Origin of the sequence: Streptomyces sp. NPDC001270 (assembly GCF_042896695.1) — a bacterium.
Lineage (GTDB): Bacteria > Actinomycetota > Actinomycetes > Streptomycetales > Streptomycetaceae > Streptomyces.
Genome location: NZ_JBIAXM010000017.1, coordinates 158,379 through 184,464 on the forward strand (window position 1 = coordinate 158,379; position 26,086 = coordinate 184,464).

The following is a 26,086-nucleotide window of genomic DNA, read 5'->3' on the forward strand; positions in this document are numbered from 1 at the left end:
GACCGGTGAGGTGATAGGTGGAATCCTAGGCGCCGATGCGGTGTGTCATCGAGCGGATGCGTGTTTGATCTGGAGAATGACACCCCTTTTGAGTGGCTGACCTGTGGACGACTTGCCAAGGACTTGGGCAAAGACCCCAGAACATACCGGAACGCGCCCTGCCCGCTAGCCTTCTGACGACTTGCCACCCGATCGGGGAGCGCCGACCGTCGCGCCCGCCTTGACCCCCGGGTCCTTGCCGGACGACGGGGCCTCGAAGGACTCCAACGCCTCCAGGACGTCCTGGACACGGGAGATCTCCGCGTTGATGTCCTCGCGGCGGCGCACCAGGATCTCAAGTTCGCGCTTGCCTTCCTCGACCGTGCGCCTGGCCTCGCGGATCGCCTCGGCCTTCAGCGCCTCGGCCTCCTTGACGAGCGCCGACTTCTTCTGCTCGGCCTCCTTGAGCAGCCCCTCGGCCTTCTTGACGGCGGCGATACGGACCTTGCCCGCCTCGGAGTTGGCCTCCGAGACGATCTCCTTGGCCTTCGCCTGCGCCTTGGCGAGCTGTTCCTCGGCGGCCTTGATGAGCGCGTCGCAGCGGTCGCCGGTCGACTTCATCGTCTCGGCGGCCTCGCGGCGGGCCCGCTCGTGCAGTTCCTCGATCTCGCCCGTGAGCCGCTCGCGCAGCTCCTCCGCACGCTCCCGGATCGCGGTGGCGTCCCGGCGGGCGCCGACCAGCAGTTCGTCGGCGTCCGTACGGGCCCTCTCCACCAGCGAGTTGCCCTCGACCGTCGCCTCGGACACCAGCCGGTCGGCCTCGCTGCGGGCCGCGCCCACCATCGTGTCGGCCTGTGCCTCGGCGTCCGCGGTGGTCTTGTGGGCCTGCTGCTGCGCCTCCGTGAGCAGCTTGTCGGCCTCCGCCGTGGTCTCCGTGATGAGGGTGTCGACCTGTTCGGCCGCCTCGGAGCGCCGCTTGTTGGCCTCCTTGCGGGCCTCGTCCAGCAACCGGTCGGACTCGTCGCGCGCGGCGGACACCAGCCGCTCGGCCTCCGCCTCCGCCTCGTTCCTGACCCGTTCGGAGTCGCTGCGGATCCGCTCGGCGTGCTGCTGCGCCGAGCCGACGGTCTCGGCGGCCTCGGCGCGCAGCCGCTCCGCGTCCCCGGTCGCGTCCGAGATCAGCTGCTCCGCCTGGGCGACCGACTCGGCCCGCACCCGCTCGGCCTCGGCGGCGGTCTCCGACTGGAGCCGTTCGGCCTCGCTCCGCGCCTCGGTGATCAGCGTGTCCGCCTGCGTCGCCGCGTCCGACCGGATGCGGTTGGCGTCCTCGCGGGCCTCCGCACGCGTGCGCGTGGCGGCCTGCTCGGCCTCGGCGATGGTGTCCGAAGCCTCGGTGCGCACCCGCTGGGCGTGCGCGGCCGCGTCCGAACGCAGCCGCTCCGCCTCGGCGATGGCCTCCGCCGTGGTCCGCTCGGCGAGCGCGCGGGCCGCCTCCGACTCCTCCTGGGCCTCGCGGCGCATCCGGCTCGCGTCGTCACCGGCCCGCTCCCGCTCGGCGTAGGCGTCGGCGCGGACCCGGTCCGCCTCCTCCTGGGCCTCCCGCCGGGTCCGCTCCGCGGCGTGCTCGGCCGCCGAGCGCAGCCCGGCGATCTCCTCCTGGGCCTGCTCGTGCAGCCCGGCCACGGAGTCCCGGACCTGCTGGGCGTGCTGCTCGGCCGCCGCCACCATCTCGGTGGCGCGCCGGTCGGCCTCCTCGACCAGCCGGACCGCCTCGGCCTGCGCGTCCTCGACCCGCTTGCGCGCCGAGGCCAGCAGCTCCTCGCTCTGCTCGCGGGCCCGCTCGCGTTCCTGGTCGGCCTCCTGACGGGCGGAGCCGAGGAGTTCCTCGGCCTCGCGGCGGCGCCGGACGGCCTCCTCCTGGGCCGCGGCCAGCGTCTCGGACGCCTCCGCGGCCAGCCGCTCCGCGGCGGCCTGCGCCTCGGCCCGCACCCGGTCGGCGGTGTCCTGCGCCTCCGTCTTCAGCCGCTCCGCCTCGGCCGCGGCCTCCGAACGCAGGCGTACGGCGACGGCCTCGCCCTCCGCGCGGGACGCCGAGGCGTCGGCGGCGGCCTCGGTGCGCAGCCGCTCCGCCTCGGCCTCCGCCTGCTGCTGGAGCGTACGGATCCGCTCGGCGGCCTCGGTGCGCAGCCGCTCGGTCTCCTCGGCGGCCTCGCGGCGGATGCCGGCGGCCTCCTCGCGGGCCTCGGACAGCGCCCGCTCGGCGGCGGTCAGCCGCTCCTCGGCCTCGGTGTGCAGCCGGGTCAGCTCCTCGGCCGCCTCCGTGCGCCGGGCCTCGACCGCCTGCTCGGTCTCCTCGCGTAGTTCGCGCGCGGCCCGCTCGGCCTCCGCCGTGGTCTTCTCGGCCTGCTCGGCGGCCTCCGCACGGTGCCGCTCGGCCTCCTTGCGGGTGCGCTCCAGGGTCTCCTCGGCCTGCCGACGCAGGGTCGTCGCCCGTTCGATGGCCTCCGTACGGACCTTCTCGCTGTCCGTCGTGGCCGCCTGGCGCAGCTCGTCCGCGTCCGCCTTGGCCTTGGCCAGCAGCTCCTCGGCGGAGCCGGCCGCCTCCTCGATCTGCTGGACCGCCTCGCGCCGGGCCTCGGCCCGGATGCTCTCGCCCTCGGCGACCGCGTCGGCCCGCAGCTGCTCGGCCTCGCCACGCAGCCGGCGGGCCTCCTCCTGCAGCTCGACCGTCTTGGCCCGGTACTCCTTGGTGTCGTCCTTCGCCGCGCCCTTGAGCTGCTCGGCGATGTCGTGCGCCTCGGCGCGCAGCCGGTCCGCCTCGGTCTCCGCCTCGGTACGGATCCGCTCGGCCTCCTCGGCCGCCGCCCTGGTGGTCCGCTTGGCCTCCTCGGCCGCCTTGTTGAGGACGTCCTCGGCGGTCTTCGCGGCCTTCGACAGCTGGGAGGCCGCCTCCTCGGCGGTGGCCGTACGGGCCTTCTCGCCGGCCTCGGCGACGATCTTCTCGGCCTCGGCGCGGGCGTCGGCGACGACCTGCTCGGCCTCCGCCTTGGTGTTCTCGGCGTCCTTCGTGGCCTCGCTGACCAGCCGCGCGACCTGCTCCTTGGCGGTGCGCGTGCGCTGCTCGTTGGTCGCCTCCGCGCCGGCCAGCGCCTTGGCGGCGCTCTCCTTCGCCTCGGTGACGAGCTTCTCCGCCTCGCTGCGCGCCTCGCGCAGCGCCGTGTCGGCCTCGGTCATCCGCTGCTCGGCGGCCCGGCTCAGCTCACCGGCCTGCCGGCGGGCCGCGTCCGACTCGGACGCGGTGGAGGTGCGCAGCTGCTCGGCGTGGTCGGTGGCCTCCTGGGCCTGCGTGGAGGCGGCGTTCAGCAGCCGTTCGGCGTCGGCGCGGGCCCGGCGCAGCACCTGCTCGGCCTCGGTGCGGGTGCTCTCGGCCTCGGCCTGGAGCCGCTGCCGGGCCGCGGCGGTCAGCCGCTCGGCCTCGGTGCGGGCGGCGGCCATGGCCTGCTCCGCCTCGGCGCGTGACTCGTCGAGCAGCCGGCGGGCCTGCGACTCGGAACGGGCGCGCAGCTGCTCCGCCCACGCCACGTTCTCGTTGACGTGCGACTCGACGGTCTGCCGGCGCTCGGCCAGCTCCTGGTCCAGCTGCTGGCGGCGGGTGACCGCCTCCTGGTGCAGCTCCGCCTGGAGCCGGGCGGCCTGCTCGGCGTGCTCCTGGAGGATGCGCTGGGTCTGCGCGCGGACCTGGCTCAGCTCGCGCTCGGCGTCCTGGCGCAGCTGGTCGGCCTGCATCTGGGCGTTGCGCAGCATCTGCTCGGCCTGGTAGCCGAGGTCACCGCCGTCGTAGGCGGGCCGGGACATGACGGTGCGCCGCGCCTCGTGCAGCTTGGCGCGCAGCACCTCGACCTGGTAGCCGAGGTCCTCGGCGTGCTGGATCGCCTTTTCCCGCTCGGTCTTCAGCCGCTTCATCTCGGCCTCGAACCGAGAGAGGTGGTCGACGTCAGCCGCCGGCTCTCGCTCCTGGCTCTCGTAGCCCCGCACTGCGCGGTCCCATCCGTCCCCTGGTCGCAAGTTTCTCCGAACGAGCCCTGTCCGTCCGCCGAACGGGGCCCCCGGGGAATGGTGTCAGATCAACGGCGGAGCGCGGGCTGCCGCCCCGGCGCTCGTCCCCCGAAACCCGGACCCCGGTGGTCCTTCCGGCAAAGGAGGAATCGTACGCCCACAGGGCGTACCGCACGGTGTCCGGTGCAGGCGACCGCAAGGTGCCGGAAGGTCCTCGTAGCGGAGCTACCAGGGCCTTTGGCAACGCGGCGAGCGTGCGTGCCAGACGTCGCGCGGCAGATGCCACCTTTGACGGCAGGACCGGGCCGCCCCGCCTTCCGGGGCGACCGGTCCCAACCCTACCGGCCCTTATGTACGCGGGTCAGTGCCCAGGTGACTCAACAGGCGCCGAAGTGACCAGTTCTGTGAGTACGCCGTGGCAGTCCTTCGGGTGCAGGAAGGTGATCCGCGACCCCATGGAGCCGCGCCGTGGCTCTTCGTACAGGACGCGTACGCCCTTGCCGCGGATGTCCGCCGCGTCCGCGTCCACGTCCGCCGTGCCGAAGGCGATGTGGTGCACGCCCTCGCCGTTCTTCGCCAGCCACTTCCCGACCGCGGAGTCCTCCCGGACCGGTTCCAGCAGCTGGAGGTACGAAGCGCCGCCGTCGGACGTATCGTTGATCTTGAGCATGGCCTCGCGTACGCCCTGTTCCTCGTTGACCTCGGTGTGGAAGACCTCGAAGCCGTACGTGGCCCGGTAGAACTCGACCGTTGCGTCGAGGTCATGACAGGCAATCCCGATGTGGTCGATTCGCGTCAGCATGGAATCAGTGGAGCGCTCCGGAGGTGGTTACGCAACGTGCGCGCGATCACACCGAAAGGCCGATGACGGCCGCGACCGCCCCTCAGTACATTCGATGTAAACCCTCGTTCACTCCTCAGCTTCTGTGCAGCTGAAAGGGGATCGCACCTCATGTCCGCTACGAACAGCACGACCTCCGTCATCGTCGCAGGTGCCCGGACTCCGATGGGACGGCTGCTCGGCTCGCTCAAGTCCTTCTCGGGAGCCGACCTCGGCGGCTTCGCGATCAAGGCCGCCCTCGACCGTGCGGGGATCGGCGGCGACCAGGTCCAGTACGTGATCATGGGGCAGGTGCTCCAGGCCGGAGCGGGGCAGATCCCGGCCCGGCAGGCCGCGGTCAAGGCCGGCATCCCCATGAGCGTGCCGGCGCTCACCGTCAACAAGGTCTGCCTGTCCGGGCTCGACGCCATCGCCCTCGCCGACCAGCTGATCCGCGCGGGTGAGTTCGACATCGTGGTGGCCGGCGGCCAGGAGTCCATGACCAACGCCCCCCACCTGCTCCCGAAGTCCCGCGAGGGCTACAAGTACGGCGCGGTCGAACTGCTCGATGCCATGGCCCACGACGGTCTGACCGACCCGTGGGAGGCCATCCCCATGGGCGAGTCCACCGAGAGGCACAACACGCGCCTCGGCATCGGCCGCCCGGCGCAGGACGAGATCGCCGCCCTCTCCCACCAGCGGGCCGCCGCCGCCCAGAAGAACGGCGTCTTCGAGGCCGAGATCACCCCGGTGGAGATCCCGCAGCGCAAGGGCGACCCGGTCCTGTTCAGCCAGGACGAGGGCATCCGCGGCGACACCACCGTTCAGACGCTCGGCCGGCTGCGCCCGGCCTTCACCAAGGACGGCACCATCACCGCGGGCAGTTCCTCGCAGATCTCGGACGGTGCCGCGGCCGTCGTCGTGATGAGCAGGGCCAAAGCCGAGGAGCTGGGCCTCGACTGGCTCGCGGAGATCGGCGCGCACGGGAACGTGGCGGGCCCGGACAACAGCCTCCAGTCGCAGCCGTCGAACGCGATCCGGCAGGCCCTGAAGAAGGACGGCCTGGACGTCTCCGACCTCGATCTGATCGAGATCAACGAGGCTTTCGCCGCCGTGGCCGTCCAGTCAATGAAGGACCTCGGCGTATCCACCGAAAAGGTGAACGTCAACGGGGGCGCCATCGCCCTCGGCCACCCGATCGGCATGTCCGGCGCCCGGCTCGTGCTGCACCTGGCGCTGGAGCTGAAGCGCCGCGGCGGCGGGGTCGGCGCCGCCGCCCTGTGCGGGGGCGGCGGTCAGGGTGACGCGCTGATCGTGCGGGTACCGAGGACCTGAGCCCGCCCGTACGGCAGGAGGCCGCGGGCACGTCGAGCGAGCGAACGGAGCAGCGATGCAGGACGTCTCCTCTCTGGTGGCCCAGGCCAGGGACGGCCGGCCGCGGGCCGTGGCCCGGCTGATCTCCCTGGTGGAGGGGGCGTCCCCGCAGCTCAGGGAGGTCATGGCGGCGCTCGCGCCGCTGACCGGCACCGCGTACGTGGTCGGCCTCACCGGTTCCCCGGGCGTCGGCAAGTCGACGACGACGTCGGCGCTGGTGACGGCCTACCGCAAGGAGGGCCGGCGGGTCGGCGTCCTGGCCGTCGACCCCTCCTCCCCGTTCTCCGGCGGGGCCCTGCTCGGCGACCGGGTGCGCATGTCGGAGCACGCCTCCGACCCCGGCGTCTACATCCGGTCCATGGCCACCCGTGGCCACCTCGGCGGGCTCGCCTGGGCCGCCCCGCAGGCGATCCGCGTCCTGGACGCGGCGGGCTGCGACGTGATCCTCGTCGAGACGGTCGGCGTCGGCCAGTCCGAGGTGGAGATCGCCTCCCAGGCCGACACGTCCGTCGTCCTGCTCGCCCCCGGGATGGGCGACGGCATCCAGGCGGCGAAGGCGGGGATCCTGGAGATCGGTGACGTGTACGTCGTCAACAAGGCCGACCGGGACGGCGCCGACGCCACGGCCCGGGAACTGAACCACATGCTCGGCCTCGGCGAGTCCCGCGGCCCCGGCGACTGGCGCCCGCCCATCGTGAAGACGGTCGCCTCCCGCGCGGAGGGCATCGACGAGGTCGTCGAGGCGCTGGAGAAGCACCGGGCCTGGACCGAGGAGCGGGGTGTGCTGGCCGAACGCCGGCTGGCCCGCGCCGCCCGCGAGGTCGAGACGATCGCCGTCACCGCCCTGCGCGAGCGCATCGGCGGCCTGCCCGGCGACCGCCACCTGACCGCCCTCGCGGAACGGATCGTCGCGGGCGAACTGGACCCGTACGGCGCCGCGGACCAACTGGTGGCGGACCTCACGGAGAGCTGACGCGCGGCTGCCCGCGCGGGACTGCTTGCGCCAGGCAGGCCGCCGAGGGCGGGGACGGGATCTCCACGCCGGTCGGTGCGGCCCTCCGGGGCCGTACGGCCATGACGGGCCCTGACCCGTGTGCGACGCCGCGTCGGGGCGGGCGGGGCCCGGCCCCCGCCGACGCCCCGCCCGGCGGGTTACGTGCCGGGCAGGCCGCGGGCCGAAGGCAGGGGCGGGGACTGGGCGTGCGGGCCGGGGTGTGCTCGGCGGCCGGAGCGTCGGTCCGGTGGTGCGGAGGCCGGGGTGGGCGTCGGGCGGGGCGGACGCCCGTCGTATGCGGCCGGGGGCGCGGGCCGCGGGTGTACCGGACACCTGCCGACCAGGGCCGCGTGGCGGCGGAGCGGGTGCTCGCCGCTTGTGACGGGGCCGGGCGCGTCGTCGGGGTGTCGGGGCTGCTGGTACGTTGAGCCGCATGTTCCTCTCCTTGGCGTAGTGCGCACCGTGGCCGCGCGTACCGTGCCGGTCCCCAGTGACCGCCGGCCTGCGCGGCGCCCCGGTGTCCCCCCGCCACGCCCGCCTTGAGGAACCCACTCATGTCCGCGCCCGCTTCGTCGCGCCCCGCCTCCCTCCCGCGGCCGTCGTACGCCGCCGTCCTGCGCGTCCCGCACGCGCGCCGTACCTTCGCCGCCGCCCTCGTCGCCCGCCTGTCGTACGGCACGGTGTCGCTGTCGGTGCTGCTCTCCGTCACCCGGGCCACCGGGTCGTACGCCGTCGCAGGCGCGGTGATGGGCCTGTTCGGCGCCGCGACCGTCTTCCTGCTGCCCGTGCGGGCGGCCCTGGTGGACCGGTACGGCCCGCGCCGGGCCCTCGTCCCCATGGCGTCGGTGTACGGCGTCCTGCTGTGCGTCCTGGCGGCGCTGACCTGGCGCCCCGGGGCGCCAGCGGCGGCGATCGGCGTGGCCGCCGCCCTCGCGGGCGCCTGTGCGCCGCCGCTGGGGCCCACCATGCGCGCCCTGTGGGCCGAACTCGTCGCCGACCGGCGGCTGCTGCAACGGGCGTACAGCCTGGACGGGGTCGCCGAGGAACTGCTGTTCGTGACCGGTCCCGTGCTGGTCGGCGCGCTGCTGCCGTACGCGCCGCCGGCCGGCGGCGTGCTGCTGAGCGCCGTGCTGAACGTGGCGGGCACGCTCGTGTTCATGGCATCCCCGGCGGTGGCCGGCCCGCGGGCCAGGCCGCCCGCCCGCCGGGACCGGCCGTGGCGCCGGTCCGCGGGCGGCCGGGGACTGCCGGCCCCCGTCGTGGTGGCCGCCGCCGTCGGGCTCGTGCTGAGCGCGGTGGAGCTGCTGGTGATGGCCTTCGTGACGCGCCACGCGTACGACGACACCGTGGTGCCCTGGATGCTGGCCGCGCTCTCGGCGGGCAGCGCGCTGGGCGGGCTGCTGAACGGCGCCGTCGACTGGCGGGCCCCCGCCCGGGTACGCCTGCCGTGGTGCGCGGCGGGCCTCGGCGGCGTGGTGGCCGCGGCGGGCCTCGCACCGGGCCTGGGCACGCTCACCGTGGCCATGGCCTGCGCGGGTGTCTTCATCGCCCCCGCGCTGACGACCGCGTACCTGCTGGCGGACGAGACCGCCGCGGCGGGGCGCCGGACCCGGGCGGGGGCCTGGGTGAACACGGCCGTCAACGCCGGGAGTTCGAGCGGCGCGCCGCTCGCCGGGCTGCTCGTCGGGCGGCTGCCGCTCGGGATGTGCTTCCTGCTGACGGGCGTGGTGACCGCCGTGGCCGCGCTGGGCGCGGTCCGGCGTGCCGCGGCGGACGGGACCTGAACCGGCCCGGCCCGCCGTCCGGCCGCCCCGCGGGCTCAGGGGCGGCCCCGCTGGCCCCTCAGGTGCTCGGCGATCGGCTTCAGGCCCTTCTCCAGCTCCACCAGGGACTCCGGCGCCAGCAGGTCGATGAAGTGCCTGCGCACCGATGCCACGTGATGCGGCGCGACCTTCCGCATCGTCTCCATGCCGTGCTCGGTCAGCACGGCGTACAGCCCCCGCCGGTCGGACTCGCAGTTCTCGCGCCGCACCAGGTCGGCGTTCTCCAGACGGGTGATCTGGTGCGAGAGCCGGCTCTTGGACTGGAGGGTGGCGGACGCGAGGTCGCTCATCCGCATCCGCACGTCCTCGGACTCGGAGAGATTCACCAGGATCTCGTAGTCGTTCATCGTCAGTCCGAACGGCTGCAGATCCTTTTCGAGCTGGTACGTCAACAGCTTGTTGACCTCCAGGTGGGTGCGCCAGGCGCACTGCTCCGCATCGGTCAGCCAGCGCGTGGTCGTCTCGGTCTCCATGAATGAAGTCTACCTAAGAGGTTGAAAGGCGAACTAACGGGAGTGGCGTGTCCCTGGGCACGCGTTCGACATCACACTCCGCAGACTATCGTTCACAGCCCGAAGCGGCGCTGGAGGTCCCCCAGCTGTCCGGGCAGGCGTGGTGCGCCCTGCCCCGGTCCATGGCCCCCGGACGCCCCGCCGCCGGGCACCCCGGGCTCGTCCGGAACGGCCCCCGTGAACTGCTCCTCCATCAGTTTCTCGGTCGACTGGAGCAGCACCGTGCCGGCGCCCACGAACTCGAACTGGTGCTCCTCCCCGGAGGCCCCGCCGAGGCCCGTCATCGCCCGCAGGCCGCCCATGACACCGGTCAGGTACCCGTGGTCGTAGTGGTGGCACGGGGAGGGGCAGTCGGCCCAGCCGACCAGTGCCTGCGGGTCCACCCGGAGCGGGGGCTCCATGAAGACCACCGGGCCGTTGGACGCCGCCACGAACTTCCCGGTGCCGATGAGGGTCAGAAACCCGGGCACGATCGACTGTTTGAGCGCGAGGGTCGGCTGAAACGCGAGCAGGTTGCCCGCGCGAATGGTCAGATTGCCGTCGTCCAGGTCGAACGAATTGACATCGAAGGCCCGGTCGGCGAGCAGCATCTTGCCCGAGCCCTCCGCCACCACCCAGTCGCTCGCGTGCAACGGCGAATGGAACGACGTGCGCACCAGCCGGTCCAGCCGTCCGTGCCCGATGCCGTTGAACTCGATCGCCCCGTAGTAGGCGATCATCTTTCCCTTCTGCAGGAACCACTGCCCGCTCAACAGCTCCACGCAGAAGGTGTAGCTGTTGACGTTGTCGTCGGCGGGCAGCGTCATCGGGTCGTACACCACCGGCCCGGCGCCCGGACCTCCGTAGCCGCTCACAGCTTCTCCTCCGAGGCCTGGACGTACACCGTGCCGTTCCCGCTCAGCTCCAGCTGGAACGCCTCGCCGCTGCCGCGGCCCACCATCTCGCGCCAGCCCAGGGCGGTGGACAGCTTGTTGCGTACGTCGCCGTGGTGGGCGACGTACGCCTGCGGGTCCACGTGCACCGGACGCTGCGGCGTGATCGCCAGCTCGAACACCCCGCCGTGCGCCATCACGGCCACCGCCCCGTGCCCCTTGAGTGTCGTGGTGAACAGCCCCTGCCCGGTGACCTGCCCGCGCACCATCCCCATGACCCCGCCCTGGGAGCCCATGAACATCGTCCCCTGCTGGAGCGTGCCCTCGAAGGCGAGCAGCCGGTCCGCCTCCACGTACAGGGTGTCGCCGGAGAGGTTGATCACCTGCACGTGGTGGCCGCCGTGCCCGAAGAACACGGTGCCGCTGCCCTCGACGGACATCAGCGGGGTGGCCTCGCCCGCCACCCGGCGGCCGAGCATCGACATCAGACCGCCCTGGCCGCCCTGGATGTTGGGGGTGAAGGAGACGTCGCCCCGGTAGGCGAGCATGGCGCCGCGCTGGCTGTACAGCCGCTGACCGGGCACCACGGTGGCCTCCACCATCTTCGAATTGACCTCGCGCAGCCCCATCTCACACATCCCCCGCGACGGTGTTGCGCTCACTCGGCTGCACGTACACCAGGCCGTCCCCCTCGAACCGGATCTGGAACGCCTCGCCGCCGCCCTCGCCGAGGAAGGTGCGGAAGGTCACCCCCGACTGGAAGGTCTGCCGCACGTCGCCCTGGTGGGCGATGTAGGCGCCGGGGTCGACGATCAGCGGGTACTGCGGGCTGACGCGCAGCACCACCGCCGGCCCGTCCGACATGATCGCGGCCTGTCCGCGGCCCTCGACGGTGGTCGTGAACAGCCCGTTGCCCTGCGAGGCGCCGCGCAGGCCGGTGAACGTCGTCCCCGTGCGCAGCCCGGCATCGGTCGCGAGCAGATTGCTCGACTCCACATACAGCTTGTCCCCCTGGAGATCGACGAGGTTGATCTCCGAGGCCCGGTCCGCGAACCAGCACGTGCCGTGCCCCTTCACCTCCATCACGGTCATCTGCTCACCGGTGATCCGCCGGGTCACCATGCCGCGCAGCCCCTCACCGCCCCCGGTCAGCTTCTTGAAACTCATCCGCCCGTCGTACGCGACCATCGCCCCGTTCTTCGCCTTCACGGCGTCCCCGGTCATGTCGACGGCGAGCACCCTGCTGCCTTCAAGTCGAAACATCGCCACCCGGCGACGGTAGCGGGCGCGCGCCCGGCCGGGGAGGGGTTCGGGCCGACGGCGGGGCGCGCCGGGCTCCCCGGTGGGAGACCGGCGCGCCGGACGGGACCGTCGCCCGGGTGGAACCGCGCCCGCGGTCGGCCCCCCTCCCGAGTACGTCTCCGCGGTTTGCCACAATGGGGGAACGTTTGTGCTTGCGTTCACAAACCGGCGCCGCACGAACTGCCGACCCCGCTCCCACCGAAGGTGACCCGTGGACATCAAGACCGCCACCGCCCTCCGCCGCCTCCGCCTGGTCTCCGCCCCCGAGGCCGTGTCCTTCCTCCTCCTGCTGATCTGCTCCGTGCTGAAGCGGACCACGGACTTCAACGCGGTGCCCGTGATGGGCTCGATCCACGGCGTCCTGTTCATCCTGTACGTGATCTTCTGGGCCGACGCCTGGAACCGCGCCAAGTGGAGCCTGGGGACCGCCGCCCTCTACTTCGTCCTCTCGGTCCTGCCCACCGGCGGTTTCTTCGCCGAGCGCAAGCTGCGCCGGGCGGCCGAGGACGCGGTGATCGCCGCCCGCGCCCGCAAGGAAGGGGTCGTCAACGCATGATCGTCGCCTTCTCCGTGACACCGCTGGGCGTCGGCGAGGACGTCGGGGAGTACGTCGCCGACGCCGTCCGCGTCGTGCGCGAGTCCGGGCTGCCCAACCGCACCGACGCCATGTTCACCTCCGTCGAAGGGGAGTGGGACGAGGTCATGGACGTCGTGAAGCGTGCCGTCGCCGTCGTGCAGGAGCGTGCGCCGCGCGTCTCCCTGGTGGTCAAGGCGGACATCCGGCCCGGTGTCACCGACGGCCTCACCTCCAAGGTCGAGACCGTGGAACGCCATCTGGCCGGCTGAGCCCGGCGACCCGGCCCACGAAAACCCCGGCCCACGAAAACCCCGGCCCACGAAAACCCCGGCCCGCGGGAACCCGGGCCCGCGGGAACCCCGGCCCAGGGAACTGTGGCCCGCACCGGAACCCCGGCCCCTCCAGGGCCGGGGTTCTTCATCTCCCGCCGTACTCCCGCCTGTTCAGCAGTTTGAGCGGTCGCTCAAACGGGTGTACGTTGCCGTCGGGTGGTTGAGCGATCGCTCAACTGCGGTCCGGCTTGGGGGAATCAGGTGGGGCTCTACGCGGAGACACGTGTACGTGCCGGTCTCGACGCGCTCTGGGACCGTACGCAGGATCCCGTCCAGCGCCGCCGCTGGGACCTGCGGTTCACCCGGATCACCCGCATCCCGGGCGCCGAGGACGGACCCCGGCGGTTCCGGTACGCCACGCGCGTGCTGCCCTTCCTCACGGTCTCCGGCATCGGCATCACGGCCGGGCAGAAGGAGCGGCCCGACGGCAGCCGCGCCTCCGCCCTGCGCGTCGCGTCCGCGCACCCGCTCTCCCCGATCACCGAGGGCGGCGGCTACCTCCGCTACGTCCCCGACGGCGACGGCGTCCGCTTCCTCACCGGCTACGACTACCGCCCGCGCGGGGGCACCCTCGGCGTGGTCGCCGACCGGCTGCTGCTGCGCCCGCTGCTGGCCTGGGCGACGGCCTGGTCCTTCGACCGGCTGCGGCTGTGGCTGGAGCGCGGGATCACCCCCGAGCGCGCCCTGCTGAACTGGCTGGCCGAGCTGCTGGTCCGGGCCCTCGTGCTCACCACGGGCGGCACCGGCCTCGCGCTCGGCTCCCCGGGCCGCGCGTTCGGCGCGCTGGGCCCCGCCGTGGCGTACCTGTGCCCGCTGCTCCTGCTCGTCGCCATGTCCCTCGCGCTGTTCAAGGCGCCCCTGCCCGGCACCCCCGCCGCCCGCCGCTGCCTGCGCACCCCGCCCGCACGCGCGCGTGCCCCGCGCCTGCTGTGCTCGCTGGAGAGCCCGTCATGACGTTCCCCGGAGAACCCGTCGGGACGGCGGCGGCCCCCACGGCAGGCCGGGAACACCCCCGCCCACGTCCGGTACGCCGGGAGGCGCGCGCATGAAGCCGGAGACGGCGAAGTCCCTGGAGACGAAGACCAAGCTCCTTCAGGGCGCGCTGCGGACCCTCACCGAGCAGGGCATCGCCGGGACGTCGGCCCGTACGGTCGCGGCGGCGGCCGGGGTCAACCAGGCGCTCGTCTTCTACCACTTCGGCTCGGTGGACGAACTCCTCGCCGCCGCCTGCCGCTACGGCGCCGAGCAGGCGGTCTCCCGGTACCGCATCCGCCTGGCCTCCGTCACCTCCCTCGCCGACCTGCTGGCCGTCGGCCGCGCCATCCACGAGCAGGAACGGGCCGGCGGCCAGGTCGCGCTGCTCGGCCAGCTGCTGGCCGGCGCCCAGACCCATGCGGCCCTCGGTCCGGCCACGGCGGCCGGCCTCGACCTGTGGATCACCGAGATCGAAGCGGTCCTCACCCGGGTCCTGGCGGCCACCCCGCTCGCCGGTCTGACCGAGCCGGCGGGCCTGGCCCGTGCGGTCGCCGCCGCCTTCGTCGGCATCGAGCTGTACGAGGGGGTGGACGACCGGGGCGCCCAGGCGGCCCTGGACGCCCTGGAACAACTCGGCGCCCTGGTGGCCGCGCTGGACGAACTCGGCCCGGTCGCGCAGCGCGCGGTCCGTCACCATCTGCGCCGCACGGGCCGCCGCTGAACCGGCGCCGGGCGTACCGACACCCGGTGACCGACGCCGGGCAGCTGCCCGTGCTCGTGGCCGGCGGCGGGGCTCGTGCGGGGTTGTGCGGCGGGGCCGCGGCGGGGTCCGTGCGGGGGAGCGGGTCGTGGTGCGCGGTGGATCTGTGCGGGGAGGTGGGCCATGGCCCGTGGCCCGTGGTGGGCTCGTGCGGGCGCGCGGCCGACATCCCGAGCGAGCTACCGGGCTTCCCCCGAGGCCAGTGCGATGCCCAGCGGAGTCCGTTCGTACAGCACCTCGTGCCCGTAGCGGCGTGCGGTCGGCCCGGTGTTCTCCGGGACCCGCATGGCGACCCTCGCCGACGTCCTCGGCGGCGGCGATCTGTTCGTGCTCGGCCGTTCGCTGCTGCGGATCGTGGCGCAGAGCGCCCTGCTCGTCGGGTACGGGCTGGGCGGGCTGCTGCTCACCGCGGTCTCGCCCCGGCACGCGCTGCTGATCACCGTCGGCACCTTCCTCTGCTCGGCCGTACTGCTGCGCCTCGGCACCCGCGGGCGGCCCGCGCGGGCCCGGCACACGAACGCGCCCGGCGACGCCCGCGCCGGAGCCCGGCGGCTGTTCGCCGACCGGCGGGTGCGCGTGCTGCTGCTCCTGTTCTGGGTGCCGGCGATGTTCTCCGTCGTCCCGGAGGCGCTGGCCGCCCCGTACGCGGACGCGCTCGGCACGGGATCCGCCGGACTCGGCCTGCTGATGTGCGCGCTGCCGGTCGGGACGGTCCTGGGCGAGCTGTACGCGGGTGCGCGGCTGCGCCCGGCCGCCCGGGAGCGGATCGCGCAGCCGCTGGTCTGCCTGACCCTGCTGCCCTACCTCGGCTACCTGCTGCGCCCCGGCCTTGTGGCCTCGCTGCTGCTCCTGCTGGCCGCGGGCGCCGGGTCCGCGTACACGCTCGGCCTGGACCAGCGGTTCGTGCGGGCCGTGCCGGAGGAGCTGCGCGGCCGGGCGATGACCGTGCTGAGCGCGGGGCTGATGACCGTCCAGGGCGTGGGCATGGCGCTGGCGGGGGCGGCGGCCGAGGCGGCGGGGGTACGGGCGACCGTCGCCGGGGCCGGTGCGCTGGGGGTGGTGAGCGGCTGCGCGCTGGCGCTGGCGTACCGGGCGACCGAAAGCCGAGACGGAGCTGACCGGCATATGACCGGCCGGTAGGGTCGAGAGCGTGCCGAAGCCTCTCAGCCTCCCCTTCGACCCCATCGCGCGTGCCGACGACCTCTGGCGGCAGCGATGGGGGAACGTGCCCTCGATGCCCGCCATCACCTCGATCATGCGGGCCCACCAGATCCTGCTCGCCGAGGTCGACGCCGTGGTGAAGCCGTACGGGCTGACGTTCGCACGCTACGAGGCGCTGGTGCTGCTCACCTTCTCCAAGGCGGGCGAACTGCCGATGTCGAAGATCGGCGAGCGGCTCATGGTGCACCCGACGTCGGTGACGAACACCGTCGACCGGCTGGTGCGCTCGGGCCTGGTGGACAAGCGGCCCAACCCGAACGACGGGCGCGGCACGCTCGCCGTGATCACCGAGAAGGGGCGCGAGGTCGTCGAGGCCGCCACCAAGGACCTCATGGCCATGGACTTCGGGCTCGGCGCGTACGACGCGCAGGAGTGCGCGGAGATCTTCGCGATGCTCAGGCCGCTGCGGGTGGCCGCGCACGATTTCGAGGAGTGACCCGGGGCAAGACCTCCCGGATCGGGTCGATACGCTCGTCCCCATGAAAAAGAGCGTGCTGACCCGCTACCGCGTCATGGCCTACGTCACGGGTGTGCTGCTGGTCCTGCTGTGTCTCGGCATGATCGGGAAATACCTCCTGCACGTCGACGGCGCCGCACAGTTCACCATGATGGTCGCCATCGCACACGGCTGGCTGTACGTGGTCTACCTGGTCTGCGCCTTCGACCTCGGCTCCAAGGCGAAGTGGCCGGTCGCCAAGCAGCTGTGGGTGCTGCTGGCGGGGACCGTGCCCACGGCGGCCTTCTTCGTGGAGCGCAGGATCAGCCACGAGCTGGAGGCCAGGGTCGCCGAGGCCGCACCGGCGGTCGCGTCCAAGGTCTGACCCGGCAGGACCGCGGCACGATTGCGCCGGCGCCCGTCCGTCACGGGCGCCGTTCTCTGTGGCATCCGCCTCACAGCCGTCGACAGTTACTAGGACGTCCTAGTAAATTTGTCCGTATGGACGCTCACGGCATGGAGGAGGGCCGCAGCCGCTGGCAGGCCCGATACGACGCCGCGCGCAAGCGCGACGCTGATTTCACCACGCTCTCCGGCGATCCCGTGGAGCCGGTGTACGGGCCGCGGCCCGGAGACACCTACCAGGGGTTCGAGCGGATCGGCTGGCCGGGGGAGTACCCCTTCACCCGCGGCCTGTATCCCACCGGCTACCGGGGGCGTACCTGGACGATCCGCCAGTTCGCCGGGTTCGGCAACGCGGAGCAGACCAACGAGCGCTACAAGATGATCCTGGCGGCGGGCGGCGGCGGGCTCTCCGTCGCCTTCGACATGCCCACGCTGATGGGCCGCGACTCCGACGACCCGCGCTCGCTCGGCGAGGTCGGCCACTGCGGGGTGGCCGTCGACTCGGCGGCGGACATGGAGGTCCTGTTCAAGGACATCCCGCTGGGCGACGTCACGACCTCGATGACGATCAGCGGACCCGCCGTACCCGTCTTCTGCATGTACCTGGTCGCGGCCGAGCGGCAGGGGGTCGACCCGGGCGTCCTCAACGGCACGCTCCAGACCGACATCTTCAAGGAGTACATCGCCCAGAAGGAGTGGCTGTTCCAGCCCGAGCCGCACCTGCGGCTGATCGGCGACCTGATGGAGTACTGCGCTGCCGGCATCCCCGCCTACAAGCCGCTGTCCGTCTCCGGCTACCACATCCGCGAGGCCGGGTCGACGGCCGCCCAGGAACTGGCGTACACGCTGGCGGACGGGTTCGGGTACGTGGAGCTGGGCCTCTCTCGCGGTCTCGACGTCGACGTCTTCGCGCCGGGCCTGTCCTTCTTCTTCGACGCGCACGTCGACTTCTTCGAGGAGATCGCCAAGTTCCGCGCGGCCCGCCGGATCTGGGCCCGGTGGCTGCGGGACGTGTACGGGGCGAGGACCGAGAAGGCCCAGTGGCTGCGGTTCCACACGCAGACCGCCGGGGTGTCGCTGACCGCCCAGCAGCCCTACAACAACGTGGTGCGCACCGCCGTGGAGGCGCTGGCCGCCGTGCTCGGCGGAACCAATTCGCTGCACACCAACGCGCTGGACGAGACCCTCGCGCTGCCGAGCGAGCAGGCCGCGGAGATCGCGCTGCGCACCCAGCAGGTGCTCATGGAGGAGACCGGCGTAGCCAACGTGGCCGACCCGCTGGGCGGTTCGTGGTACGTGGAGCAGTTGACGGACCGGATCGAGGCCGACGCCGAGAAGATCTTCGAACAGATAAAGGAGCGGGGGCTGCGGGCGCACCCCGACGGCCGCCACCCGATCGGACCGGTCACCTCCGGGATCCTGCGCGGGATCGAGGACGGCTGGTTCACCGGGGAGATCGCGGAGTCCGCGTTCCGCTACCAGCAGTCCCTGGAGAAGGGCGACAAGAACGTCGTCGGCGTCAACATCAACACCGGCTCGGTCACCGGCGACCTGGAGATCCTGCGGGTCAGCCACGAGGTGGAGCGGGAACAGGTCCGCGTGCTCGGCGCCCGTAAGGCGGCCCGGGACGACGCGGCGGTGCGCTCCGCGCTGGCCGCGATGCTCGGCGCCGCGCGCTCCGGGGCCAACATGATCGGGCCGATGCTTCAGGCGGTACGGGCCGAGGCGACCCTCGGCGAGATCTGCGGCGCGCTGCGGGACGAGTGGGGGGTGTACACGGAACCCGCGGGGTTCTGAGCGGCCGGACCGGGGCCGCGCCGGACCGGTCGGCGGTGGGCGGCAGACCGCGCGGCCGGCGGGAGCTTCCCGCCGGCCGCGCCGTCGTTCCGGTCAGAACTGCTCCACGAAGTACGGTTCCAGGGTCATCCAGCCATTGCCGCGGGCGCCGTAGCGGGTGCCGGTGTCGCCCTGCGCCAGGGTGTACCAGGAGTCGACGTAGTCCGGGTCGTCCGCTCCGGCGGCCGCCACCCACGGGGTCCGCCCGGCGGACAGGGCGGCGCGCATGGAGTCGGCGCCGAGCCGCAGCCGCAGCAGGGAACCGGTGTCCGGGGCGAGGCCCTTGGCGGCCAGGATCCGGCGGTCCGCGTCCTTCAGGACGAAGTGCAGGCCGTCGTCGGCCCGGGCGGCGAGGTCGGTGACGGGCACCTCCCGCGAGCCGAGCGCCGCCTCGCGCACGCGGGCGCTCCACCCGCGGTCGGACAGCGAGCCGGCGACGGCACGCGCGGCGCTGTCCTCGGCCGCGGTGACCGCGGAGGCGGGCGGGCGGGCGCCGCCGTCCGCCGCCGCGGCGGACGGGGCGGCCAGGCCGGCGGTGAGGGCGATGAGGGATACGGCGATCGAGACGGCGGCGCCGCCGTGACGGGGTCTGGGTCTCACGTGACTCGGTCCTCCTGTGGCGAAGGGTGGGTGACGTGCGAGCGGGATGGGGCCGGCCGACGCTGTCTATGCGAGTAGACGGCCAGCAGTAGCGTGACAGAGACATGTCATTCAGGCGAGGGGCGGCCCTCGCGCGGCGGGTGAACTTCTCAGGAGGGGTGGCGGAAGGGGAGGAGAGGGGGTGCCGTCCGGCCGTCCGGCCCTTGCCGGGCGGTGCTCGTGCCGGGCGCTGCCCGTGCGGTGGGGCCGCCCGGCGGTGCGCCCGGCGGCCCGGCCGGTCCTGTCCGGATTCCCCGTGCGGATCCGCGGTGCGGGCGGCCCCGGCGCAAGGACCGCGGCGAACCAGGGCGGACCGTGCGCGCCTGCTCAGGCCGCCGCGGCGGTGAGGCCGCGCAGCAGGACCGCGGTGAAGCGGGACACCCAGTCGGTGTCGACCGGCTCGCAGGAGACGAGCGTCCGGTGCACCACCGCCCCGGCGACCATGTCGAAGACCAGATCGACCTGGGGGCCGGGATCCCCGTCGTCGGGCGGCAGCTCACCGCGTTCCTGGGCGCGTCTGCGTCCCTCGACGACCAGGCGCTTCTGCCGGTCCACGATCGCCTCCCGGATCCGTCCGCGCAGCGCGGCGTCCTGGGTGGCCTCGGAGACCACCGCCATCAGCGCGGTCTTCGCCGCCGGCAGCTCCAGCAGGGCGGCGAACTGGAGGACCACGCCCTCGACGTCGGCGGCGAGGCTACCGCGGTCGGGCACTTCGAGTTCGTCGAAGAGTTCGGCCACCGCGTCCACGACGAGTTCGTTCTTGCCCGCCCAGCGCCGGTACAGCGTCGTCTTCGCGACCCCGGCCCGCGTCGCCACGTCCCCCAGTGTGAGCTTCGACCAGCCCAGTTCGACCAGCGCCTGCCGGGTCGCGGCCAGGATCGCGGTGTCCGCGGCAGCGCTGCGCGGGCGGCCCGGGCGGGGGGCTGGGGTGCGGCTCTGCATGCCCCGACCATAACGGGCGGGTTCTGTGTGGCCGTGAGGGAGATCACCGGGCCGCGGTGCCGCCGCGGCCCCGGTTGGCATTACGCTACGGGTCGTAGCGAAAGCCGGTGCGGGACGTGCACGGGCGAACGCGTACGCGAACGGCGAGCGGGTGCGTGGGGTGGGGACCCGGCGTATTTCACATCGCTTTTCACACACGCGCGGGAACGGGGGAGGATAGGCGCATGCAGCCACGGAACATGTCCATGAGCGGCGTCGTCGACCTCGCCGCGGTCAAGGCGGCCCAGGAGGCCAAGGCCAAGGCCGAGCAGACGCGCGCCGAAGCCGCCCGGCAGGGCGGAACGCGGGCCGTCTCCCCGGCCGATCTCGTCATCGACGTCGATGAGGCGGGCTTCGAACGCGATGTCCTGCAGCGCTCCGCCGAAGTGCCGGTCGTCATCGACTTCTGGGCCGAGTGGTGTCAGCCCTGCAAGCAGCTGAGCCCGGTCCTGGAGCGGCTGGCCGTCGAGTACAACGGGCGCTTCCTGCTCGCCAAGATCGACGTCGACGCCAACCAGATGCTGATGCAGCAGTTCGGGATCCAGGGGATCCCGGCCGTCTTCGCCGTCGTGGCGGGACAGGCGCTGCCCCTCTTCCAGGGGGCCGCCGGGGAGCAGCAGATCCGGCAGACCCTCGACCAGTTGGTGCAGGTCGCCGAGGAGCGCTTCGGGCTGACCGGTCTGACCGTCGACCCGGACGCCGAGCCGGGTGAGGCCCAGCCGGCCGAGGTACCGGCCGGCCCCTACGACGCCCTCCTGGAAGCGGCCGTACAGGCGCTGGACGCGGGGGACCTCGGCGGCGCGGTCCGGGCGTACCAGAACGTGCTGAGCGACGACCCGGGCAACACCGAGGCGAAACTGGGCCTGGCCCAGGCCGAGTTGCTCCAGCGGGTGCAGGGCGCCGATCCGCAGCAGGTGCGCAAAGAGGCCGCCGGGAAACCGGGTGATGTGCAGGCGCAGATCGCGGCGGCCGACCTGGACCTGGTCGGCGGGCACGTCGAGGACGCCTTCGGGCGGCTCATCGAGACCGTGCGGCGCACGGCGGGTGAGGACCGGGACGCCGTACGACGCCGGCTGCTGGAGCTGTTCGAGGTGGTCGGGGCGGACGATCCGCGGGTCGTCGGGGCGCGCAGGGCGCTCGCGCGGGCGCTGTTCTGAGCCCGCTCCCGAGCGGGGCGCGGGCCCCGCTCTGACCAGTTGCTAAACGCAAGGGCATGTGATGCCCGAGTGAAGGATTTGCCGACGAGACGTCAGAGCGGCCGCGCTTTGCCAAATCTTGGCAATCGCGGCCGCTGTTACTCGGAGTAAATCAAGGCTGTTGGTCTGTCTGGTTTGGCCCGGATGTCAATGGTTTTGTTCTGCCCTTGAGTGCGACTGAGTGTCGCATTCTGAGGCCGCTGAGTCGTGCTTCGGTTATCCGGTCGTTACTAGCCAGTAACGAACCCCCTTGTGCGCGCGGCCAGAATGCACCACGATCGGCGACGCTCGGTCCATTCCCGTACCCCGGCAACCAGCCGGGTGCAACGGGACCAACTGGGTCCCCACCGAGCAGAGTCGGCGGCAGTGGCGCCGGCTCTCGGGCAGGGGGGTCTTCGCCGCCAGGGCGAAGCCTGCCCGGCAAGGTTGTGCGTGATGCGTGTCAGGCGCGACCAGTGGTTGTCGCTCGGGGGTGATCGCCGGTGATTTCGGGCGCGGTACGTGTCCCTGAGCGCAGGCGCTCTCCTTTCCGAGGACGTAGCACTTCTCCCATCCCTGCCCGGCCAACCCGCCGACTGGGGGCGAGTCCGGGCCAGGAGATGTACGTCCGAGAAGGAGGAAACATGGAGTCCCAGGTGCGTGGCGGGACCAGATGGAAGCGGTTCGCTGTGGTGATGGTGCCCAGCGTCGCCGCCACGGCATGCATAGGTGTGGCCCTCGCGCAGGGCGCTCTCGCGGCGTCGTTCAGTGTGTCGGGGCAGTCGTTCAAGGTGACGGCGGATCATCTCCACGGCGAGGGCTTCGCGCAGTACGGAGCGATCGACTCGGGGTACACCCTCACCGGTGAGAAGGCGAATCACCCCGTTGCGGTCTCGTCGTTCTCGAACGCCACGATCCAGAAGATGTGCCAGTCGGTCGTCACCCCGATTCCGGGGCTCGGCAACTTCACCCTGCGGCTGGAGGCGGGTGACAGCGACGACGAGAAGCGCCAGGTCCAGGCCAAGAACCTGTACATCGACATCGATGACCTGCACGCCGACGCCACGTTCAACAACATCGACATCGGCGTGGCGGCCGGCGACACGGGCCCGGACAAGGGGGGCAAGGGTCCGGGCATGAAGGGCGGCAAGGAGCAGGCCAATCCGAACGGATTCGCCCAGCAGGCCGAGTCCGCGGACCTGTACGGCGTGGAGCAGACGGCGTGGGCCACCACTGCCGGAACCTTCAAGCTGAGCGGTCTGCACATGTCGCTGCACAGTGGCAAAGGCAAGGGGATCGAGTGCTACTGAGCACTCACTGACGGGCGGGGGAGCCGGTGGCGCCCCCGCCCGTCCACACTCCGGCCGCGTCTTCACGCGCGGCGCACATCACCACCACAGCAATGCCGTACCAGGGAGCTGTTTTCCATGAGCGCCGAGACTCCTGCCGTGCCGGGTCAGTTCACTCGCCGGAGGCTGCAGTTCCGCGCCTGGCGGGGGACCCGTCCGTTCTGGGGCGGTCTGTTCGTCCTGCTCGCCGGCTTTCCGATCATGTACTTCCCGTACGCGCATCTCCAGGTCGGGCATCTGACCCTTGCGATGGCCACCACCGCGGGAGCCGGATCCCTGATCATCGGCGTGTTGCTCGTCGTGCTGGGCATCAGTCTCTGGTTCCAGCAGCACGTACGGACCTTCGCGGGAGTCGCCGCGATCCTGCTGGCGCTGGTGTCCATCCCCGTGTCCAACTTCGGCGGCTTCGTCGTCGGCTTCCTGCTCGCGCTGATCGGCGGGGCGATGGCCGTGTCGTGGGCACCGGGAGTGCCGGTGGCACCGCAGCCGGCCGCGGCGGGCGCCCCGGGCGAGGGCGGCGCCCCCGACGCGGTGCCGACCGGTCCGGCCAGCCCGGTCTACGAGGCGAACGACCTGTCAGGAACGAACCCGCGCAACGGGGCGAACGGGAGGCACAGTGCCGGCTGACGAGGTGACCCACGGGACCGAAGTGGACAAGTCCCGTGCGAGAACCGGGCCACGCCATGCGGTACCCAGAAAGCCGCTGTTCACCAGGTTCCACATGCCCGCCGGCAAGGCGATAGCTTCCGTGGCGATGCCGACGGCGGTCATCATGGGCATGGGGTTCACGTCCACGTTCGCCCTCGCCGACAACAACGACGCGTCGGCGAAGGCGTCGAAGAGCATGACGGCCGACGAGTACAAGGACTGCGTGACGGCCCTGAAGGCGTCGCCGGACGCGTCGGCCTCGCCGTCGCCGTCCGGTTCGCCCAGCGCGAGCGAGTCCGCGGCCCCGGCCACGCCGACGTCCTCGGCGTCGGCCTCCGCCTCCGCCGACGGCGCCAAGGACGGCTCGTACAAGGCTTCTTCGTCGGATTCAGGTTCCGACGACAAGGCCACTCCCAGCCCGTCCGCGTCCCAGCCGACGTCGTCGGCGAGCGGTTCGGGCGCCTCGGGCTCGGGCGCCGCCACGCCCAGCCCGTCGGCGTCCGCGGGCGGCGGGCTGCTCGGCTCCCTCGGGGGCGCGCTCACCGGCATTCTCACCGGGGGTGCCAAGGACGCGGGCTCCTCGTCGAGCGCGAGCCCCACGCCGTCTTCGTCGGCGTCCGCGGCGGACTCCGCCGACGGCAAGGACGCCGAGGGTCACAAGACGCCCGGCGACACCGTCAAGGACACGGTCGACAAGGTCACCAAGTCGGTCGGGGACACCGTCAAGGACACCACCGGCAAGGTGTCCAAGACGGTGAAGGACACCACGGACGCAGTGGACAAGGCGGCCGGCTCGGTCGCCTCGCCCAGCCCGTCGGCGGGCGCGTCCGCCGACGACTGCCCGGTCGCCAGCGACGACACGGGCGGCGTCGACAACAAGCTGCCGGTGGCGGACGACCCCTGGAACCTGGACGCCAGTTCGCTGCTCCTGAAAAACGCCGACTACCAGGGCATCGTCGAGGTGAAGTGCGCCAACGGGACCACCAAGAAGGTGCTGAAGTACGTCATCTCCGGCGGTACCGACATCGGTGACCTGCACCAGACGGTCAAGGACAAGGACGCCGGCAAGACCTACCACGTGCAGGCCGCGCCCGGCTCGACGTCCACGATCCGCGACGGCGACACGGTGATGTACACGGAGAGCATCTCCGGGAACCTGTTCGGTCTGATCCCCGTGACGTTCAGCCCGGATAGCCCGCCGCCGCTGAACATCCCGCTGATCTACTTCACCCACGTGAAGGTGGTCCAGGCCGCCCAGTTCGGCGGCAGCCTGCACGTGCCCGGCATGCACGTGTACACCACCGACTGAGCGCCTCCGTAAGCCCGTCCGGGAGCCGCACGAGCTGTGGCCCGGCCCCGCCCACCCGGGCGGGACCGGGCCACAGCGCTGTGCGCGGCCGGTGACACGGCACGGCACCGGCCCGCCGGGCACCGCCGGCTCGGTGGACCGAACAGCGAGGGCGCCCCCTGTCACCGGGGACGCCCTCGCTGTCGTACCAAGCCCTTGTGGGGCTCGCTACTTGGTCTCGCCGCCCAGGTGGTGGACGCGGACCATGTTCGTGGTGCCGGGGACCCCGGGGGGCGAGCCGGCGGTGATGACGAACGTGTCACCCGTGTCGAACCGGCCCAGCTTGGTGACCTCCAGGTCGACCAGGTCGACCATCTCGTCGGTGCTGTTCACGATCGGGACGACGTGGGAGTCGACACCCCAGCTGAGCGTCAGCTGGTTGCGGGTGGACTCGTCCGGGGTGAAGGCGATGATCGGCTGGACGGCGCGGTAGCGGGACAGGCGGCGGGCGGTGTCCCCGGACTGGGTGAAGGCGATCAGGCCCTTGCCGCCGAGGAAGTCCGCGATCTCACAGGCCGCGCGGGCGACCGAACCGCCCTGCGTGCGCGGCTTCTTGCCCTGGACCAGCGGCTGGAGGCCCTTGGAGAGCAGCTCCTCGTCGGCCGCCTCGACGATCCTCGACATCGTCCGGACGGTCTCGACCGGGTACGCGCCCACGCTCGACTCGGCGGACAGCATCACCGCGTCGGCGCCGTCCAGGATCGCGTTGGCCACGTCGGACGCCTCGGCGCGGGTCGGGCGGGAGTTGGTGATCATCGACTCCATCATCTGGGTCGCGACGATCACCGGCTTGGCGTTGCGCCGGCACAGCTCGATCAGGCGCTTCTGCACCATGGGGACCTTTTCCAGCGGGTATTCGACGGCCAGGTCGCCGCGGGCGACCATCACGGCGTCGAACGCCATCACGACGTCCTCCATGTTCTGGACCGCCTGCGGCTTCTCCACCTTGGCGATGACCGGGACGCGACGCCCCTCCTCGTCCATCACCTTGTGGACGTCGGCCACGTCCCGGGCGTCCCGGACGAAGGACAGCGCGACCATGTCGCAGCCCATGCGCAGCGCGAACCGCAGGTCCTCGATGTCCTTGCCGCTGAGCGCGGGCACGTTCACGGCCGCGCCGGGCAGGTTGATGCCCTTGTGGTCGGAGACCACGCCGCCCTCGATGACGATCGTGCGCACCCGGGGGCCCTCGACGTCCAGGACCTTCAGCTCGACGTTGCCGTCGTTGATCAGGACCTGGTCGCCGCGCGACACGTCATTCGGCAGGCCCTTGTACGTCGTGCCGCAGATGGTCTTGTCGCCGGGGACGTCCTCGGTCGTGATGATGAACTCGTCACCGCGCTCCAGCTCCACCGGACCCTCGGCGAAGGTCTCCAGCCGGATCTTGGGGCCCTGGAGGTCGGCGAGGACGCCGACGGCACGGTTGGTCTCCTTGGCCGCGGCACGGACGCGGTCGTACCGCGCCTGGTGCTCGGCGTGCGAGCCGTGGCTGAAGTTGAACCGGGCCACGTTCATGCCCGCCTCGATCATGGAGACGAGCATCTCGTGGGAGTCGACCGCGGGGCCGAGAGTACAGACGATTTTCGAACGGCGCATGGGGCGATCCTATCGGTTTGTTTCGCTACGGAATATTCCGTCTGGTGGAAGATACAAATGGGCGGGTACGCGCTCA

At 72.3% G+C, this 26,086-nt stretch carries 23 protein-coding genes and 1 pseudogene; 15 read left to right on the plus strand and 9 right to left on the minus strand.

Annotated elements, in window-relative coordinates:
• Positions 1-165: 165 nt before the first annotated feature.
• Positions 166-4,014 (minus strand): polarized growth protein Scy, encoded by a 3,849-nt coding sequence (gene scy, locus ACFY2B_RS27525; protein WP_390765741.1) that lies wholly within the window; start codon positions 4,012-4,014, stop codon positions 166-168.
• A gap of 382 nt (positions 4,015-4,396) precedes the next feature.
• Complete coding sequence (gene mce / locus ACFY2B_RS27530) at positions 4,397-4,837, minus strand: methylmalonyl-CoA epimerase (protein WP_390765742.1); 441 nt, start codon at positions 4,835-4,837, stop codon at positions 4,397-4,399.
• Between the two features lie 150 nt (positions 4,838-4,987).
• On the opposite strand from mce, the gene ACFY2B_RS27535 reads away from it, so the two are divergent.
• The 3 genes from ACFY2B_RS27535 to ACFY2B_RS27545 all read left to right on the plus strand — a co-directional run bounded on the left by ACFY2B_RS27535 (position 4,988) and on the right by ACFY2B_RS27545 (position 9,007).
• A complete protein-coding gene (locus ACFY2B_RS27535; protein WP_390765743.1) occupies positions 4,988-6,190 on the plus strand; it encodes an acetyl-CoA C-acetyltransferase in 1,203 nt (400 codons plus the stop codon).
• Between the two features lie 55 nt (positions 6,191-6,245).
• A complete protein-coding gene (gene meaB, locus ACFY2B_RS27540; RefSeq protein WP_390765744.1) occupies positions 6,246-7,202 on the plus strand; it encodes a methylmalonyl Co-A mutase-associated GTPase MeaB in 957 nt (318 codons plus the stop codon).
• Positions 7,203-7,777: 575 nt separating this feature from the next.
• A complete protein-coding gene (locus ACFY2B_RS27545) occupies positions 7,778-9,007 on the plus strand; it encodes an MFS transporter (protein ID WP_390765745.1) in 1,230 nt (409 codons plus the stop codon).
• A gap of 35 nt (positions 9,008-9,042) precedes the next feature.
• On the opposite strand, the gene ACFY2B_RS27550 is transcribed toward ACFY2B_RS27545, so the two are convergent.
• The 4 genes from ACFY2B_RS27550 to ACFY2B_RS27565 all read right to left on the minus strand — a co-directional run bounded on the left by ACFY2B_RS27550 (position 9,043) and on the right by ACFY2B_RS27565 (position 11,693).
• A complete protein-coding gene (locus ACFY2B_RS27550; RefSeq protein WP_390765746.1) occupies positions 9,043-9,519 on the minus strand; it encodes a MarR family winged helix-turn-helix transcriptional regulator in 477 nt (158 codons plus the stop codon).
• Positions 9,520-9,611: 92 nt separating this feature from the next.
• On the minus strand, positions 9,612-10,412 hold the full coding sequence (locus ACFY2B_RS27555; protein ID WP_390765747.1) for an AIM24 family protein: 801 nt from the start codon (positions 10,410-10,412) through the stop codon (positions 9,612-9,614).
• Entirely contained in the window at positions 10,409-11,059 is a 651-nt protein-coding gene (locus ACFY2B_RS27560; protein ID WP_390765785.1) for an AIM24 family protein, read from the minus strand. Before ACFY2B_RS27560 ends, ACFY2B_RS27555 begins: the two co-directional genes overlap by 4 nt.
• Position 11,060: 1 nt before the next feature.
• On the minus strand, positions 11,061-11,693 hold the full coding sequence (locus tag ACFY2B_RS27565) for an AIM24 family protein (RefSeq protein WP_390765786.1): 633 nt from the start codon (positions 11,691-11,693) through the stop codon (positions 11,061-11,063).
• A gap of 250 nt (positions 11,694-11,943) precedes the next feature.
• Between ACFY2B_RS27565 and ACFY2B_RS27570 the strand changes: the two genes are divergently transcribed.
• From ACFY2B_RS27570 to ACFY2B_RS27605, 8 genes and pseudogenes are all read left to right on the plus strand, one after another.
• A complete protein-coding gene (locus ACFY2B_RS27570; protein WP_390765748.1) occupies positions 11,944-12,288 on the plus strand; it encodes a DUF3817 domain-containing protein in 345 nt (114 codons plus the stop codon).
• Positions 12,285-12,578 carry an MTH1187 family thiamine-binding protein gene (locus ACFY2B_RS27575; RefSeq protein ID WP_376530278.1) on the plus strand — a complete coding sequence of 98 codons (294 nt, stop codon included), beginning with the start codon at positions 12,285-12,287 and terminating at the stop codon, positions 12,576-12,578. The genes ACFY2B_RS27570 and ACFY2B_RS27575 overlap by 4 nt, the downstream gene beginning before the upstream one ends.
• Positions 12,579-12,842: 264 nt before the next feature.
• Positions 12,843-13,595 (plus strand): hypothetical protein, encoded by a 753-nt coding sequence (locus ACFY2B_RS27580; RefSeq protein WP_390765749.1) that lies wholly within the window; start codon positions 12,843-12,845, stop codon positions 13,593-13,595.
• Positions 13,596-13,686: 91 nt separating this feature from the next.
• Positions 13,687-14,337, plus strand: coding sequence for a TetR/AcrR family transcriptional regulator (locus ACFY2B_RS27585; protein ID WP_390765750.1), 651 nt, complete (start codon positions 13,687-13,689; stop codon positions 14,335-14,337).
• 297 nt (positions 14,338-14,634) lie between these two features.
• A pseudogene (locus ACFY2B_RS27590) lies at positions 14,635-15,516 on the plus strand (MFS transporter); the annotation flags it as partial.
• Positions 15,517-15,526: 10 nt separating this feature from the next.
• Positions 15,527-16,033, plus strand: coding sequence for a MarR family winged helix-turn-helix transcriptional regulator (locus ACFY2B_RS27595; protein WP_376530267.1), 507 nt, complete (start codon positions 15,527-15,529; stop codon positions 16,031-16,033).
• Between the two features lie 43 nt (positions 16,034-16,076).
• Positions 16,077-16,418, plus strand: a complete 342-nt coding sequence (locus ACFY2B_RS27600; RefSeq protein WP_376530264.1) for a DUF3817 domain-containing protein — start codon at positions 16,077-16,079, stop codon at positions 16,416-16,418.
• Positions 16,419-16,534: 116 nt separating this feature from the next.
• Positions 16,535-18,235 carry a methylmalonyl-CoA mutase gene (locus ACFY2B_RS27605; protein ID WP_390765751.1) on the plus strand — a complete coding sequence of 567 codons (1,701 nt, stop codon included), beginning with the start codon at positions 16,535-16,537 and terminating at the stop codon, positions 18,233-18,235.
• Positions 18,236-18,328: 93 nt separating this feature from the next.
• On the opposite strand, the gene ACFY2B_RS27610 is transcribed toward ACFY2B_RS27605, so the two are convergent.
• Both ACFY2B_RS27610 and ACFY2B_RS27615 read right to left on the minus strand, forming a co-directional pair.
• Complete coding sequence (locus tag ACFY2B_RS27610; protein ID WP_390765752.1) at positions 18,329-18,874, minus strand: hypothetical protein; 546 nt, start codon at positions 18,872-18,874, stop codon at positions 18,329-18,331.
• 366 nt (positions 18,875-19,240) lie between these two features.
• Complete coding sequence (locus tag ACFY2B_RS27615) at positions 19,241-19,855, minus strand: TetR/AcrR family transcriptional regulator (RefSeq protein WP_390765753.1); 615 nt, start codon at positions 19,853-19,855, stop codon at positions 19,241-19,243.
• Between the two features lie 224 nt (positions 19,856-20,079).
• On the opposite strand from ACFY2B_RS27615, the gene ACFY2B_RS27620 reads away from it, so the two are divergent.
• From ACFY2B_RS27620 to ACFY2B_RS27635, 4 genes are all read left to right on the plus strand, one after another.
• The gene (locus ACFY2B_RS27620; RefSeq protein WP_390765754.1) at positions 20,080-21,051 is read left to right on the plus strand and encodes a tetratricopeptide repeat protein; all 972 of its coding nucleotides are present in this window, start codon (positions 20,080-20,082) and stop codon (positions 21,049-21,051) included.
• A 662-nt stretch (positions 21,052-21,713) separates the two neighbouring features.
• Complete coding sequence (locus ACFY2B_RS27625) at positions 21,714-22,379, plus strand: DUF6230 family protein (protein ID WP_390765755.1); 666 nt, start codon at positions 21,714-21,716, stop codon at positions 22,377-22,379.
• Between the two features lie 117 nt (positions 22,380-22,496).
• Entirely contained in the window at positions 22,497-23,045 is a 549-nt protein-coding gene (locus ACFY2B_RS27630) for a DUF6114 domain-containing protein (RefSeq protein WP_390765756.1), read from the plus strand.
• Positions 23,035-24,375: a hypothetical protein gene (locus tag ACFY2B_RS27635; RefSeq protein ID WP_390765757.1), complete on the plus strand. Its 1,341-nt coding sequence runs from the start codon at positions 23,035-23,037 to the stop codon at positions 24,373-24,375. The genes ACFY2B_RS27630 and ACFY2B_RS27635 overlap by 11 nt, the downstream gene beginning before the upstream one ends.
• 207 nt (positions 24,376-24,582) lie before the next feature.
• Here ACFY2B_RS27635 and pyk read toward each other — a convergent pair whose 3' ends face one another.
• Positions 24,583-26,010, minus strand: a complete 1,428-nt coding sequence (gene pyk / locus ACFY2B_RS27640) for a pyruvate kinase (protein WP_390765758.1) — start codon at positions 26,008-26,010, stop codon at positions 24,583-24,585.
• Positions 26,011-26,086: the final 76 nt, after the last annotated feature.

Coding starts and splice junctions, on each gene's coding strand:
- ACFY2B_RS27575 (WP_376530278.1), top strand. CDS start 12,285: ATGATCGTCGCCTTCTCCGTGACACCGCTGGGCGTCGGCGAGGACGTC.
- ACFY2B_RS27585 (WP_390765750.1), top strand. CDS start 13,687: ATGAAGCCGGAGACGGCGAAGTCCCTGGAGACGAAGACCAAGCTCCTT.
- ACFY2B_RS27550 (WP_390765746.1), bottom strand. CDS start 9,519: ATGGAGACCGAGACGACCACGCGCTGGCTGACCGATGCGGAGCAGTGC.
- ACFY2B_RS27535 (WP_390765743.1), top strand. CDS start 4,988: ATGTCCGCTACGAACAGCACGACCTCCGTCATCGTCGCAGGTGCCCGG.
- ACFY2B_RS27615 (WP_390765753.1), bottom strand. CDS start 19,855: ATGCAGAGCCGCACCCCAGCCCCCCGCCCGGGCCGCCCGCGCAGCGCT.
- pyk (WP_390765758.1), bottom strand. CDS start 26,010: ATGCGCCGTTCGAAAATCGTCTGTACTCTCGGCCCCGCGGTCGACTCC.
- ACFY2B_RS27600 (WP_376530264.1), top strand. CDS start 16,077: ATGAAAAAGAGCGTGCTGACCCGCTACCGCGTCATGGCCTACGTCACG.
- ACFY2B_RS27625 (WP_390765755.1), top strand. CDS start 21,714: ATGGAGTCCCAGGTGCGTGGCGGGACCAGATGGAAGCGGTTCGCTGTG.
- ACFY2B_RS27545 (WP_390765745.1), top strand. CDS start 7,778: ATGTCCGCGCCCGCTTCGTCGCGCCCCGCCTCCCTCCCGCGGCCGTCG.
- ACFY2B_RS27605 (WP_390765751.1), top strand. CDS start 16,535: ATGGACGCTCACGGCATGGAGGAGGGCCGCAGCCGCTGGCAGGCCCGA.
- ACFY2B_RS27565 (WP_390765786.1), bottom strand. CDS start 11,693: ATGTTTCGACTTGAAGGCAGCAGGGTGCTCGCCGTCGACATGACCGGG.
- meaB (WP_390765744.1), top strand. CDS start 6,246: ATGCAGGACGTCTCCTCTCTGGTGGCCCAGGCCAGGGACGGCCGGCCG.
- mce (WP_390765742.1), bottom strand. CDS start 4,837: ATGCTGACGCGAATCGACCACATCGGGATTGCCTGTCATGACCTCGAC.
- ACFY2B_RS27630 (WP_390765756.1), top strand. CDS start 22,497: ATGAGCGCCGAGACTCCTGCCGTGCCGGGTCAGTTCACTCGCCGGAGG.
- ACFY2B_RS27620 (WP_390765754.1), top strand. CDS start 20,080: ATGCAGCCACGGAACATGTCCATGAGCGGCGTCGTCGACCTCGCCGCG.
- ACFY2B_RS27560 (WP_390765785.1), bottom strand. CDS start 11,059: ATGGGGCTGCGCGAGGTCAATTCGAAGATGGTGGAGGCCACCGTGGTG.